The following is a 14,943-nucleotide window of genomic DNA, read 5'->3' as shown; positions in this document are numbered from 1 at the left end:
AGTGTACATAGCTGATATGTTGACACATAAAACTCTGTAAATAGCGCAATTTATCTAATAAGCTTTTGCCAAATACTTCTTCAATATCTATTAGCTGCAAAATTAAATAAGCGATGATACAGCTATAAATTTGTATCCGAATTCCTCTCTCGTTTTTTGTGATTAAACGGTCAAGCTTTAGGTGCATTTTTAAGAACTTCCAAAGAAGTTCTATTTGCCATCTTTGTCGATACATTTCGGCAATTTCCTCATTACTTACCCCCCCTTCTCCTTCTAAGGGTAAGTCTGTCGCTATCCGAAATTCACTTTTACTTTCTAGATCACAAAACTCAACGATTCTTACCTCTACTTTTCTTTTTTCTGCTCCTAGCTTGCTCTGACCATTTTCCAGCATTTCTAGCTTCATATCATTTTTTACCCTTAAAACAAAGTGCTTGTCTTTTTTCTCTAATAATTTTCTGATTCTTTCATTAGAAGAAAAGCCTCTGTCCATTACCCCAACTCCATTTACAGGAATTTCTTCTATAGTTTTTTCCCCTTCTTTAGAGTCATGTCCTTGACCAAAATTGATCACAATTCCCCCCACTTCTGTGGTGATACTATTTATTCCACAAAATAATTTTACTTGATGCCATCCTTTTGTCCATAACAGTTTACTTGTCAGTGAGATTATTGTCGAGTCAATTGGAAATAAAGCTTGAGCTGCTTCTTTTCCTTTTTTGTTTACTAAACTTTTATTTAATTTATTGATGATTTTCTCAAATGGTTCTGTCTCTCGGATTTTACTCGCCTTAGAAAACGTTGACGTATTGACATTAATTCCTTGCATTTTCAGGCGTGCGCTTAAGTCTCTCATGCTGACGATACTTTTATCCAGCGCAAAACCTATCCAACAGGACACAAAAGTAAATGTACTTAATGCGGGATAGTCATTTTTGGGGAGTGGCTTGAGAAGCTCTTTCATTAGTTTTGGGAAAATTGTTAGCATGGCTTATTCACATTTATTGGTGTACATTTACTTTGTTTTCTTATCTATAATATCAAATTTTGTACCACTTTTTTCCACGTTCAACACTTCTGAATCGATAGCTGTATTCAAATCATTGATTCGCCGGTGTGCTTCTCCTAAATTTCGTAAAGCCGTTGCTTGATAAATAAGATTTTTAATTTTTTCTGCCCATTTTAAGTATTTTTCTAAACAAGGAATAGTCTGGTCAACTTTTCCCTGATAAACATAACAATTACCCAGATTTGAATGGGCAACATTAATAATCTCAAATTTTTCGTCACAATCGGGAATAATCTCGGCTAGATTTAAAACTTCATTCAGTCCTATTTCAGCGCTTAAATATTCCCCTTTTATTCCATCAATTGTGGCTATATTTCCTTTTCCTCTTGCTTTCCAAAGAGGATTATTTAATTGCTCGGCTAAGGATAAGAGTTTCTCCGCATAATTTTTTGCTTGGTCAAATTGTCCTAATTCTCGATACATATAACCGAGTTCACTTAAACAGATAAAATCGGTTTCATTGTCAAGATTTCCTAATAATTCTTTACACAGTTTTATGCCCTCTTCATACCGTCCCCAGATGCGTAATTGTTTGTGCAAAGGTAAAGAAGTTGGATCATGAATTTCTAAGGGTAAAGAAAATAAAGATTTAGCTTCTTTATACCAACCTAATCGACATAGACAGAGAAATGCTTCCACATAACGACTTGCCCGTTCTTGAATAGAGAGCTGCTGTCCCATTTTATCCTTAATATGGCGTTCATAACCAATTAAATGCCAGATGAATGCGCCAAAATGTGCTTTTTCAAAATGACTCCCTATCGCCCCTAAAATTTCCCCTTTTTGTTTAACTTGAGCGAGTTCTCCAAAAACAGTAAAATCGATACTTGTGAGACGTTCTTTGACTCTTAATTGAGGAGATTGAAAATCATTCATGATTTGGGTTTCCTTCTTTTCTTTGGGTAGATACTAGATGCTTGAAAGCAACATTGCGAATTAAGCTGTGCTGTTTGATATGTGGTTCATATCCCGGTTGTTTTTGAGTTTCTACTAAATAACGGTTAAACAAGGTAAAAAGAGCTAAGTCTAAATCTTGTTCCTCGTATTCTGAAAATAATTGAAGATTTTGAAACCACGCATTTTTAAATTCAAAAGATGAATAAGTAGAACCATAGATAAGCAAGAAATAAGCAGTTGTAAAAGTTTTTTCAAGTCGCTCTATTGTTCTTTCGATTTCCTCCTCTAACAGTTGTTTTCGTAATTGTTTGGTCATTAAGTTGACTTTGTAATAATCATCAGGATTGGCTTTTTGAGCTTCATCAATCATTTCTCTTAATCGTCGAAATCGGGATTTATTCTCGTCATAATAAGTGCTGATATCTCCATTCAGTCTATCAATAATATCACCAGAAATTAAGCGGATAGCGAGAGGATGTCCTTCATAAAGTTTTCCGATCTCTTTAAGGTAAGCAAGGTTACGTCCATGAAGAATTAATTCGACTTCTGCTTGTTGAAATAAACGTTCAAATAACTGTAAACTTTCCTGCTCTTCTAATCCCATTAATGGCTGAATATGCCAATATTGATCTTGACTAAAAGTTTCAAAATCTTCAGGCTTATCCTGCGAAGTTATCACAATTCGAGTCTGACAATTTTCGGCTTCTAATATCTTTTGAAAAAAGACTCGCCAGAGGGGGTCTTTAAAGCGATTACTGCCATCTTGTTTTTCTCCTTGTAAAAGATTTTCCATTGAATCAAACCAAATTAATCGACGATTATTGCTCAGATGATTAACCAGTTGAGTTAATAATTGTTCTGGGTTTTTTGCTTGTTTTGCCGTAACAGGCTCATCGCCACGATTGAGTAAATCAATAGCTGTGCTGATAAAGTTTTGTGCTTCTGATTGCGACTGTTGATCCTCCCGTTGATTAAACCCATCAAAATCAATAGGCAGTTCAGGAGGAAACCCTTCTTGACACAAAGCTAAGGCCAATTTGTAGGCGAGGGCAGTTTTCCCAATACCTGTTATTCCCGTAATTACGACAATGCGACAATCGCCTCTTAGTTTTTCCAGTAAATCACTTTGAAGAGACTCTCGCCCCACCCAGATAGGCTCGATATCTTGAGTCAGTTTTTGCAAAAGATTATCTAGATCTGCGACTTTTGAAGGGTCGATGTTCAAAGCTCGACAAAAGGCAAAAAAACCTTCCGATTGAATGTTTTTACCCCTCAAAAAATGATCTAAAGTCTCCGGTGAGCAGTTGTCGGCGTAATAAGAGTAATAAGTGTGGGCTGGGTCATTTGAAATTTCCTCCCAATTCCCATCGGGTTTGGCAAATTGACTAGCCTCGGTGCATAAGTATTTTCTAGTCCAGCCTTCTTTTTGTTTTTGCGCCCATCGGGTTTTGACTTGCTCAAGTCCCGCTACGGAGAGTTTTAACTTCATTGCTCTCTATTCAATCTACATAAGTTTATTTCTCTATTGTTGATCAATTATCCCCAGAAATTCTCATTTTTTGAAAAAATTTTCTCTAATCTGACTAAGCACATATCAGCTATTTGCTCAATTATAGGTATAGGAAGCCATTGAAGCTTTCTAATTCTTTCTAATTCCAGCTTCTTTTGCTTTTTGCGCCCAAAAATCATCGTTTTGCTTGCTTCTCCGTAGAAATCTAAGGATTTCTATCGCTTTACTCCCAATGAAGAGAGCCTCATTGCTCGTTGTCCTCTTCCTAAGGGTAGCAAAATGGCTATTTCTCAAATAATCAACCAAACCAATGGTAAACAGTTTATCTCATTATCATCTACATCGGTGCGGCTACTGTCATCGGATGGAGTTGATGTCAATCACTTATTTAGCGGTCAAATACGAGAGCGTCACTATGAGCAACTTTCTTGTTGGCTTAATTTAAAACCAAACGAGGAAAAGGATTCAACGGCACAAACATTTGCAACGCTAAAGACCACAAATTACACCCAAAAAGATCCCCTATTCACTTTAAGGACTGTCCGAAGAATGTTACAGGATAACGGTCTTCTCTTTGTCTATGATATATCCCAAACCCCTCATATTGAGCAATATGTGAAGATTCTGTTTTCTTGTGCTGGATTTATTGTGTTAAATAACATTGGCAACTGCTGGATTCTTAGCAAAAGAGCCTTACTTTCTTTTGATGTGCCAAAGGTCAAAGGTTATCTGGTCAAGGAAGCGGAAACACCGGCAGAAATTGAATCCTATTTCTTATTTCTCAAGAATCGCTATCCTGAGTCACAAAATTATCGCAAAGAAATCGACGATTTATTTACTCACCAATCGGTTATTTTTCTAGCCTATCCTGAACAGAATCCCTCTCAGGTAATCGGTGTTGCACGTTATACCTATTCTCTGCCTGAATATGGCTACTATTTGCCTTGTCAACTGGCAACATTTTGTGAAGGAAAACACACAGGAAAGCATTTGATGTTACCCAAAAATGTAACAAGCATCGGAGAAAGTCTCTCTCTATATGATGAAAAGGGAACTGGCAAAATAGGAACAAGTTATCTTGTTTATCAGCAATTGATTCGAGCTATCTTGACTTACAAACATGATATTGCTCACACTGAAATTTCCTACACGACTTATCCGAAAGGGGACGAAACAATTGAAGCACTGTATAAAGAACGTTTTGGATTTAAGCACACTCTACACGATAATGAAAAAGTTTGCTTAAAATATGGAACATTTGCCGGTCAATGGTATCTCATTGAACTGGAGCAGTGGATGATTAAGCATCAGTACCACAACGCTGACCAGATTTTTCATAAACAAAAGGAAGCGTTTGCAGTGTGAAGTCTAGCTGAATAGGTTTCCGATAAATACTAGATTTTGGGAACTTAAGGTAAATTATCCTGAAAATTGGCTATATCCTTAAGTGTCCCGAAGTCGAACTAGAGTCTTAGCGACGCAATGCCTTATCCCACAAAGACTTACAGCTTTTCAAAAAAAATTTGCATCGGGGAAAGTCCCCAATTTATGATAGGGACAATTCAGAAACTTAACATCTTATAGTGCTTTTCATGCCACTGAGGTATCGACAAGTTTTGCCAACAAAGGGTTTAAGCTCCTTAGCCATACCTTATTCTGATGAAAACTGCTATATCTAGTCCAATCTTTTATGAAGTGGACTTCCATGATCAGCTAGAAACCTAACCCCATCATAAATTTTCATGTCTGAAGTATCACGTCCGAACTTTTACGAATTATTAGAGATAGATCCAAGTCAGCCTTGGTCAGATGGAGAATTTAGCAAAATTCTTAAAATTAAACAAGGAGAATGGACTAAAAAAACAAAACATCCTAAATATAAAGTTGAATATACTGGCTATCTGCAAATGGTTAAGTTGATTGAGCAGATAATGAAGGATTCTGAAAGTCGTGAACAAGAAAGAAAGCAAGCTCTTGAAAGTCAGTCAAAACAAGCTCAAATCTTCAAGCAACAGTTTGAGGGAGATTTAAAGGGTATAGTCGCTAAAGGCTATATTTTAGAATCTGAGGTAAAAAATTTGATTACTAAGTTTTCCAGCGTGTTCTCAGAATCAGAGATTCGCCGTCAAATCAGTAATTTAGGGATTGAAATTAAGACTAAAGAAGAAGCAAATAACTCCGAAAATATTAAGATCAATGACACAGATAAAACAAAAATTGGTCAAATTGAAAATAATTTAAAAAGTTTAAATCAACAAGATTTGTACAATTTTCTAGGACTCCCCAAAACCACTAGAACTGATGAATTGTGTGCAGCAGCAAGCAACCGATATGAAGAAATCAAGAAAACAGGTCAATCAACAGCTGAAGCAAGTGCTATTATGGAACTTGCCGGACACGCTAAAACCTTTTTTAAGGATGATGAAAAAAGAAAAATTTATGACTTTTCTCTAAGTTTACAAGTTTTTCAATCTTTAGAAGAGGCAATTGATAACATTACGCTTCATGAAAAAATCATTTATGGAAAACAGTTTACTTATTTACTAGAATTAGCCTTTTCTAGAGGGATAGATGTTGAAAAAGCAAAAAAGCATATCATAACCTATGGACGAAATAAAAAAATTGCCGTAGAAATGGCAGGAGTTGAAGCGGTCAAACAGAAAATCGCTTGTCCTCAATGCCAAACCATTAATGAGCGGGATCAAGATTTTTGCTCAAATTGTGGAAGTTCTTTAAAAATAAAATGCCCTAGTTGTGGACTCATTTCTAGTATTGAAGATCGGGCTTGTTCTAAGTGTTCTTTTCCCATTGGGAATGAGTCAATCGTGCGTCGTTATTTAGTGGAGAGTCAAAAGTTAATTCATCAAAAATTTTATGAAGACGCAGTTAACCATCTTAATTTAACCCAACAAGCATGGTCAAGTCCATTGATCTCTCAGACTCTTAACGATGATTTAAGTAAACAAATTAGCCAATTAAAAAGTGAAGCAGAACAGAAAAAACAGAACCTAATTAATTGTCAACAACAACTCAATCATGCTATTAACGAACGTCTTTATTACGAAGCACGTCGTATTTTACAACAGCTAAAGCTTGAATTTGCTTCTCTTGATTTAAACAGAGAAGAAAGTAAAATTGAAGCAGAAATTCACAAAGCTGAATCAGAATTAGAAAAAGTGCGTCAACTGGAAACTCAAGGGGAAGATCCAATTGACCTCTATCAAAAGGTTCTTTCGATTTGTAAAGATTGTCAAGCCGCCAAAGACGCATTAGCCAAAACCCCACCGCTTCCTGCTAGTCAACTTTCTGCAAACAAGAGCCATAAAATCATCAATTTATCTTGGCAAGCAAGCCCTTCTAAGAAAGTTGGTTATACCATTATTAGAAAATATCACTCCCAACCTATTTCTAGTAAAGATGGAGAACAATTAGATACTATTTTTAGTACAAGTTATGATGACAACACGGTAGAAAGTGGTAAACCAGTTTATTATGCTATCTATACTAATAGAGAAGGGGTTCTTGCTGTTAATTCTGCCCAATTAGAGCAACCAATACTGTTAACCAGTGAAGTTTCTAATCTGGTTGCTCAAGCAATGGATACGCAAGTTAATTTAACTTGGACACATCCTCAAAATGTTACTGAAATTCAGATTTATCGATCTACTAAACCGTTCAATACTTCTAATCAGGGTGAACGAGTTGAAGTTATCAATATCAGCAACGTTATTGATAAAAATTTAGAAAATGGTAAGAAGTATTATTACCTAATTTATAGTTTATTTAAAAATTATGATGGAAGTCTTATTAAAAGCCAAGGAATTACTATTGATGTTATTCCCGAAAAACCCCCTTCTCCCCTAGAAGATTTAACCATTGAGGTGATTAAAACTGACCCTTATTACCAACTGAAACTATCTTGGCAATTACCCACAAAAGGAGAAGGAGCAGTCTTACAAAGCGATTCTTTTCCCGATTTCGGGAAAACACATTTATTACCTCAAGGCTCTTTATCAGAATATGGCAAAGTCTTACAGGAAACAAATACATCTGTAACTATAACAATTGAAAAGAAAGGAATTTTTTACTTTACCCCAATTCTTTTATTTCAAAAAAATGCTTATCTTGGCAAAACCAGAGAGTATGTCAATGTTGATGATGTTAGCAATTTGAAATGTCAAAAACAGACAAATGAAATTCAAGTTCGTTGGAATTGGCCAGAAAATTGTCAAGAAATTATTCTTTCTCATGGCGAGCGCCAATTTCCTTCAAGTCATAAAGACTCAAATGCAACCCACATTAAAGTTACAAAAAATCAATACAATCTAAAAGGTTATTATCCCCTAACCAGTATTACTAATAGAGATTATTTTATCGTGGTTTATGCTGTCTTTAATAAAGCAGGACAAACCTTGATTGCTTCAGGCTTAAATGAATCAGCACGGGTGCGAATTAGCCTATCAACTTTAATGAAGATTAATTACGAAATCTCTAGGGAAAAAAAGGGATTTGGGTTATTTAAAGGAAAACTTTTGCTGATCATTAATATCAATGGCAAAGGGCAAATGCCAGACTTAGTTTTAGTTTATAAACAAGGAGGGAAGCCAATTAAAAAAACAGATGGAGAAACAGCTTTAACCATTTCATCAACAATACTTCAGGAGGACAAAACAACTTTTACTTATGAACTAAAAGAACAAAATCGTTGTTACGGATCTTTATTTTTAGCCAACGATAGCCTTTATGAATCCAAAGGCGGTTATGTTCGTGTTAACAAACCAGAAATTGATAAATTGGAGATGTTTTAAATGTCTAAAATTCTTTGTCCTTTTTGCTTTGAAAAAACAGAAGTCTCTCAACTTGAATATCGATGTAGTTATACTCGTTGCTCAGGAAAACGTGAAGATGTCATTTTAGCCCAAGCTCAAGGGCTTCTTAGCCCTACTATAGAAGGTTTAGTCTTTACACCCACAAAAAAAGGATTAGGTCGTTTGTTCGGAAAATCAAATCAGTTAGAAAAATGTCCTAATTGTAACAAAGAAACTTCTATAAAAGTATGTCCAAAATGTCACTATAACTTAAAGTATCTGTCAGGAGAAATAGAGGAAAAAATGATTGCTATTATGGGAGGACGAAGTAGTAGCAAAAGCACCTATATTTCAGTTTTAGTTAATCGTTTACAAAATGAAATTGGCAAAAATTTTAAGGCAGGAGTAATGTTCACTGATGACAAAAGTCGCACAATTTATGAAGAAATTTTCCGTAAACCAATTTTTGTTAGGGAAGAAATTTTACAAGCGACTGTCAGTAGCACTGTTGACTCCCGTGCGAAAACACCAATGATTCTTCGTGTAACTTTTGACAATAACGGTCAACGTAAAGCTGTTAATCTTGTTTTATTTGATACAGCAGGTGAAGATATGGAAGATATAGATATTATGTCTTCTGAGGCACGTTATCTTTGTGAAGCGGATGGGATTATATTCATCTTAGATCCTCTGCAAATTGAAACAGTAAGACAGTTAGTAAAAGAGGATTTACCTGATAGATTAGAAAGCGCAGACCCCAATCGAATTGTTGAACGTCTTTATGAATTACATGAACAAAAATTGAAAATTAAAGCTGGTAAAAAAATTGAGAAACCGATTGCCTTTACCCTATCTAAAAGTGATGCTTTATTTCCCTTTATTGAAGCGGATTCAGTTTTACATCATTCAGGAGAACATTTTGGTTATTTAAACTTACCTGATGTGGAATCAGTCCATACAGAAATTTGCACTTATCTTGAAGAATGGATGGGTTCTGCATTTGATAACAAAGTTAAAACCTATTTTAATTGTTATCGTTATTTTGCCATGTCTCCTTTAGGGAAAAATCCTATCAATGGAAAGATTGAAGGGTTGTCTCCTTTAAGAATTGAAGATCCCCTTTTATGGCTTTTTTCTCAATTTCAATTTATACAAGGACGGAAGTAAAACAATGGTTATCCAACAACAATACTATACATCTTGTCGAACAGAAACTAGGACTGGCTATCAAATTAAGGCTGAATCTCCTAATTTTGAGAGTGAAAAACGTCAAATTTTAAACCGATTGATTGGATACTCTATCCCATCAGGTGTTGATGTCAAAGCAATCAATACTCATCCCATTGCTTTACGTTATTTTGTTAATGAAGAAGATGCTTTTTTAGTTTGTAGTCAATCTAGCGGACAAGATGAATTTGGCAGAGATGGAAATTTCTTTGCTCATAGTTTGGTGGGTACAGTTACAGAAATCTCTACTATTCCTAGCATTTTTTCGTGGAAAAGTCCCTTCTGGGTTAAACAAGATAAATCCTCACAAACTGCTTTACCAACTTTAAATGAATTTAACCACGAAATCACGTTTAATTTTGATTCAGTTTGGACATTTTTAAAAGATAAAAAACGACAAGAATGGTTTTATAAGTTGATTTGTGCCGTGATTGACTATGAACAATCAAAACGAAAAATTATTATTATTGATGATAATGAAGCGATTACTTATTGGATTGCTAGTCTCAGCACTATTTTACATCCTCGTTATGTCAACTATCTAACTTTTGCCACCTACCACCATGATCCTTATACGGCTCCTTTTATGATTACAGGAACGACCGAAAATTCTAACTTTCGTTGTAGCAATGATGAATATTACTCTTACTTTATTCTTAATGTTCCCCAACAAAAAGTTAGTGATGTTCCCGAATCGGATTTGGCGATTTATCTATTAGAAAACTTAGATGAGCAAAAGTATGAGAGTCAGATTTTAGAGTTTTACGAATGGTTAGATCGCTATAGTTCTGATTCTAAATACTTGAGTAAACATTTAGATTATTATATCAATTTTCAAAGAGCCATTAAGGGAGAGATAGACGCTTTGCCTTTTGCTAAAGTGATTGAATCTGCACAAGTTATCATCCAAGAGCAAAGTCAAAAAAACTCACATAGTCAATATGTACAACAGGATTTAGAAGATTTATCTTGGGCATCTTATTTATTAGGAAAGGCACTCATTAATCAAGAACAGAGTGATTTGCTTACCTCTTATATTAATGCTTTAAAAATGCTCAAAAAGATAGATAGTTATTTTCTTAATCAAGCTGATAAAGCTATCTTTATTTTTGTTTCATTAGTTCTTAACAAACAAGAACAAAAATCTATGACTTTATGGACTGCTCTAGAGTCTCTTTATTCACCTGCATTACTTAAAGAACATCTTAATTCTTTAGATTTTATTCAACAATTTACTCAGCAATTAAGAAGTAATGACTCGGAACAATTATTGATTTTCTGGAAACAGATTGGCAAAGAATTAACCTTGTCTTCTAGTAATCAGCAGAATTTGAGTATCATCTTAGCAAAAACATTCTCAGCCATTCCAGAGCAAGAGCTATCAAAAAGATTAAGAATTCCTGTGAGTGCATCAACTTGGATTAAAGTTTTTCTAGAAAATGCTAAACTCTCGAAAGACTTTATTCTTGATAACGCTTTACTCTACAAACAAAAATATCCTAATTCTCCCGTCTTTGAATGGATTTACTATGCGCTTCTTCAACCATTTTCTTTTGACCAAAGACCTAAGTATTTTTGGACTTACTGGCAAAAATCTTCTTCGCTCATTCCAGACTTACATAACTATGAATTACAAAGAGATATTTTACAATCTCATTCCACCTCACAAGCCATTGATGTTATTTATTTATGGTTAGATTATCTGGCTCAAAAATCCCATAAATCAATAGTAAAAGAAGCTCTAGAATTTATCTGGACACAACCACAGTTTGAGCGACAAGAATTAGCTGAAACTTTATTGCAAAAAGATAAGTCTGAAAGTATTTTTGAAATTGATATTTATAATCAGTTAATTCAAGATTTACTTTCCACTCTTCAACTTAACACCCCCACAGAATCACTTGCTAATATTTACACCAGAGTTTTAGCAAATCCTAACTTATCCATTTCTCAAGAACAAACACTTATTTTACAGGGGTCATTAGATATGTACCATAATCGTATTTCCGAAATGAACATTGAAGCTTCAAACCAACGTTATCAAACTTTACCACCAGAAAAATATGAGGAAGAAGTTGAAAAACTATTAGAAAAATTCTTTGCTCAAAAAACCCCTGAAAAACTGACAGAAGAACACTTTAAAGTCGTTCAAATTGCTTATGTTATTCGACATCGTGATTTATTTTGGGATATATACTGGTCGAATTTTTGCCACTGCTTAGTGGAAGAACAAAGAGTTAATGACATAGTTTTGATTATGGATTTATGGTTTAACGTTTCTTCCCATTTAGCAGAAAAACTCGGTTATTTTGTGCCAGAATTTTTTATTAACTTACCCAATGCCCTTGAAGAAGTATTTAAAAATAAAGGCTTTGGGAAGGTCAAAAAAGAGTTTGAAAGCAAAATTAAAAGAAAAAGTTGGTATCCTATTATCCAACCTATTTTTGAGAATACACGCTCCAATATTATGGGAAAAATTTCTAATTTCTTTAGTTGATTAACTTACCGATCATTTTGTTTATTAAGGAGGAAAATATATGCAAGTTTTGCTTTATTTAATAGGTACTGGTTTTGTTTTATGGCTTCTATATCTTTTTATTATTCATATAGTTATACCAACTCTAACCATAATCTCATGGTTAACTATAATTGTCATCATATTATGTGCAACAGTTACATCTATTGCTGGTATTGGTGTTGGTATTAAGAACTTTATTCAGGTTTTTTACGAAGGGCTTCAAGTAACTAAAACTAAGTCTTATCTGGATAAAGAAAAATCAATTAAATTCTTTAAAGCACAAAAAGCCAAATTAATGTATATCTATGGTGCAGCTTGGTATGTCATGCGATTTGTTAGTATGAATGTATGGCAAAGTACAAAAGACGATGCAGGAAAATGGCTAGAAATTGCGAAAAATAGATTTTCTAATGGACATTTTTCATGGTCTGGTAATATTTGGCAAAAAGTTTGGGCAATAATGGGATTTTACGGACCAGCACTCGGTTTAATGATTGGATGGTTTTTTCATTTTGTAGCAGCTTCTGTCATTGTTGCCCTATTTTTAGGAATACAATTTATTTTCTGTGTCATCGGCACAATGATTACGAGCTTTTTAATGTTGTTTTTGACCGTAGGAAACTACCTATATAGTAGCTTTTATAAAACTTACTACAGATGTCCAGAATGCCATGAACCGATGAAAATTCCCACCTACATTTGTCCAGATTGTTCAACAGAACATACTCGACTTTGGCCGAGTGTTTATGGGGTTTTTAATCATACTTGTAAAGGAGATTTACCTAATACTAATAATTCTAGAGTTTGTAGCAAATCTTTACCAACTCTTACCTATCTTGGACGAGATAAGTTATTGACAAAAGTTTGTCCTAATCCAGAATGTAAACACCCCTTAGATGGGATTGGGGGAATCAACGCTCATATTCCAGTTGTCGGACTTCCTAACTCTGGTAAAAGCCATTATATGTTTATGGCAATCAAACAATTTACAGAAGAATATTCTCCTGCTCATAGTTTAGATGTCAGCATACCTAATTCTTTACACGCTCGAAAGTATGAAGACAATATTAATTCCCTAAAAAATGGTCAACGTTTACTCAAAACTTCTGCGGCGGGTGATAGTGCCAAAGGGTTAAATTTAGAAGTCAAAAAGACTAATCAAGCTGTCCCTAATCTTTTGTATTTCTACGATTTAGCAGGAGAATATATAGATACTGATGAACAAGCAGAGTTACAAAAATACTTCAAGTATGTAGATGGAGCTTTTTTTGTCATTGATCCTTTTTCGATTAAGCAAGTTAGACAAAGATACCAAGACGCACTTTCAAACAATGCTGATATTCAGGATTTACCCAACCAAGACTTAGATGCCGCTTATGAAAGAATGTTATTTTTATTTGAAAAGAATAAAAAGAAAAGAAAAGGAAAAAAATTTACTCAACCTGTTGCCATTATTGTTACTAAAGTGGATTGTGCCGACCTTGAACAACAAATTGGAGTTTATAAAGCTCGTGAATATATGGCGAGCCATTCTGACATAACAAATGAGCAGGATGCGATGAATATTTTAATCAAAAATTTCCTAGAAGATAATGGAGCAGGGAATCTTGTTCGTAATATAGAATTGAATTTTTCTAACGTTCGATTTTTCTCTTGTTCAAATATTGGTTTTAGAGATCAGACAATTGGCAGTAGTAATTCTTCCAATTCTTTTGATGGTGTCCGAGTTTTAGAACCAATGGTATGGCTTATGGAACAAACCAATACTTTACCCCATAAAGCCTCATTTATTTGGCAGTTTTTGCGTTCAACAACGTGGATTAATTATGGTTTACCTGTGTTTATCGCAACCATTATGGCTGGTGTGCTGTTCGGTGGTTATTCCATTATTCGTTGGACTGTTAAAACGCTTCAACCCTCTAATTCTTCTCAATCTTCAGAAATTAAAAAAAGTAATCCTCAATCTCAAATAAGTGACAAAACTTTAACTGAAGAAAAACTAAAAAACATGACTTATACCTTGTATAACACAGCCTACCCATTAACTGACGGTAAATTTTTTCAACAATCACCAAATAGTGCTACGGGTCAATCAGTTGAAATCGAGCAAATATACTTCGGAGATATTAATAATGATAGCTCAGAAGATGGGGTGGTGATCTTAGCAGAAAATGGTGGTGGGAGTGGAATATTTAAGTCATTTCTTGTCATCCTTAATCAAAATAACATCCCTACACAAACATCTAATTTTTACTTAGGAGATCGGACAATAATTGAAAATGTAGAAATAAAAAATAATCAGATTAAACTGACACTTATTACTAATGGGCCTGGCGATGCAGCTTGTTGTCCCAGTCTAAAAGTCACTAAAACTTTCAAATTGCAAGGAAATGAATTATCAGAAGTTGTTCCTACCTCATATTCACCTAATAATTCCCCTGTGGCTCTTGTTTCTGACCAAAACATTGCAGAACAAATATTTACTGATTCTTCTTCAACAGCAACCCTTTCACAACAAGATGCTGTCAATCTTATTAACAAATGGTTACAAGCGAAAAGAACAATGTTTGCTCCCCCTTATGACCGTCAAATTGCTCAGAAAATTACAACGGGTGAACAGTATCAAAAAACAGCTGGTTATAACGGTTCTATCGACTATTTACAGAAGAAAAATAGTCAATATAAATACGGACAGCAAACAATTGATAACGTTGAAAAATTCGTTATCAATGGTAATCAAGCTAGTATTCAAGTTAGTGTAACTGAGCAACAAACTCTCTATATCAATGATAGAGTTGACCCTCAAAATAGCAAAACAGGAAAAATAACTGTTCTTTATAACTTGAAATTAGTTGATGGGAGTTGGAAAATTGAAAGCTCTCAAGTTATCCGCTAGTTAAAATTTACTAAAACT

The 14,943-nt window shown here is 34.5% G+C and carries 7 protein-coding genes and 1 pseudogene; 5 read left to right on the top strand and 3 right to left on the bottom strand.

Features of this window, described 5'->3' with window-relative positions; translation table 11 throughout:
• The 3 genes and pseudogenes from LW728_RS07035 to LW728_RS07025 all read right to left on the bottom strand — a co-directional run.
• A partial coding sequence (locus LW728_RS07035; protein WP_287670567.1) for an IS4 family transposase occupies positions 1–988 on the bottom strand: 988 nt, incomplete at its 3' end.
• Positions 989–1,081: 93 nt separating this feature from the next.
• Positions 1,082–1,945, bottom strand: a pseudogene (locus LW728_RS07030) (tetratricopeptide repeat protein); the annotation flags it as partial.
• The gene (locus LW728_RS07025; RefSeq protein ID WP_287765952.1) at positions 1,938–3,455 is read right to left on the bottom strand and encodes an ATP-binding protein; all 1,518 of its coding nucleotides are present in this window, start codon (positions 3,453–3,455) and stop codon (positions 1,938–1,940) included. The pseudogene LW728_RS07030 and the gene LW728_RS07025, both read right to left, overlap by 8 nt.
• A 300-nt stretch (positions 3,456–3,755) precedes the next feature.
• On the opposite strand from LW728_RS07025, the gene LW728_RS07020 reads away from it, so the two are divergent.
• The 5 genes from LW728_RS07020 (at position 3,756) to LW728_RS07000 (ending at position 14,925) form a co-directional block, all read left to right on the top strand.
• The gene (locus LW728_RS07020) at positions 3,756–4,841 is read left to right on the top strand and encodes a hypothetical protein (protein ID WP_287765949.1); all 1,086 of its coding nucleotides are present in this window, start codon (positions 3,756–3,758) and stop codon (positions 4,839–4,841) included.
• A 377-nt stretch (positions 4,842–5,218) separates the two neighbouring features.
• Positions 5,219–8,284 carry a double zinc ribbon domain-containing protein gene (locus LW728_RS07015; RefSeq protein ID WP_287765946.1) on the top strand — a complete coding sequence of 1,022 codons (3,066 nt, stop codon included), beginning with the start codon at positions 5,219–5,221 and terminating at the stop codon, positions 8,282–8,284.
• A complete protein-coding gene (locus LW728_RS07010) occupies positions 8,285–9,451 on the top strand; it encodes a TRAFAC clade GTPase domain-containing protein (RefSeq protein ID WP_008195823.1) in 1,167 nt (388 codons plus the stop codon).
• Positions 9,452–9,455: 4 nt separating this feature from the next.
• Positions 9,456–12,008, top strand: a complete 2,553-nt coding sequence (locus tag LW728_RS07005; RefSeq protein ID WP_287765943.1) for a GAP1-N2 domain-containing protein — start codon at positions 9,456–9,458, stop codon at positions 12,006–12,008.
• Positions 12,009–12,048: 40 nt separating this feature from the next.
• Positions 12,049–14,925, top strand: coding sequence for an IMS domain-containing protein (locus LW728_RS07000; protein ID WP_287765941.1), 2,877 nt, complete (start codon positions 12,049–12,051; stop codon positions 14,923–14,925).
• Positions 14,926–14,943 lie beyond the last annotated feature (18 nt).

The organism is Microcystis sp. 49638_E5 (assembly GCF_021300285.1).
Classification (GTDB): Bacteria; Cyanobacteriota; Cyanobacteriia; order Cyanobacteriales; family Microcystaceae; genus Microcystis; species Microcystis aeruginosa_C.
This window is presented reverse-complemented; position numbering and strand designations above follow the sequence as displayed.

What these genes read in the sequence shown, in the direction of transcription:
- LW728_RS07025 (WP_287765952.1), bottom strand. Translation starts at nt 3,455, where the DNA reads ATGAAGTTAAAACTCTCCGTAGCGGGACTTGAGCAAGTCAAAACCCGA.
- LW728_RS07020 (WP_287765949.1), top strand. Translation starts at nt 3,756, where the DNA reads ATGGCTATTTCTCAAATAATCAACCAAACCAATGGTAAACAGTTTATC.
- LW728_RS07015 (WP_287765946.1), top strand. Translation starts at nt 5,219, where the DNA reads ATGTCTGAAGTATCACGTCCGAACTTTTACGAATTATTAGAGATAGAT.
- LW728_RS07010 (WP_008195823.1), top strand. Translation starts at nt 8,285, where the DNA reads ATGTCTAAAATTCTTTGTCCTTTTTGCTTTGAAAAAACAGAAGTCTCT.
- LW728_RS07005 (WP_287765943.1), top strand. Translation starts at nt 9,456, where the DNA reads ATGGTTATCCAACAACAATACTATACATCTTGTCGAACAGAAACTAGG.
- LW728_RS07000 (WP_287765941.1), top strand. Translation starts at nt 12,049, where the DNA reads ATGCAAGTTTTGCTTTATTTAATAGGTACTGGTTTTGTTTTATGGCTT.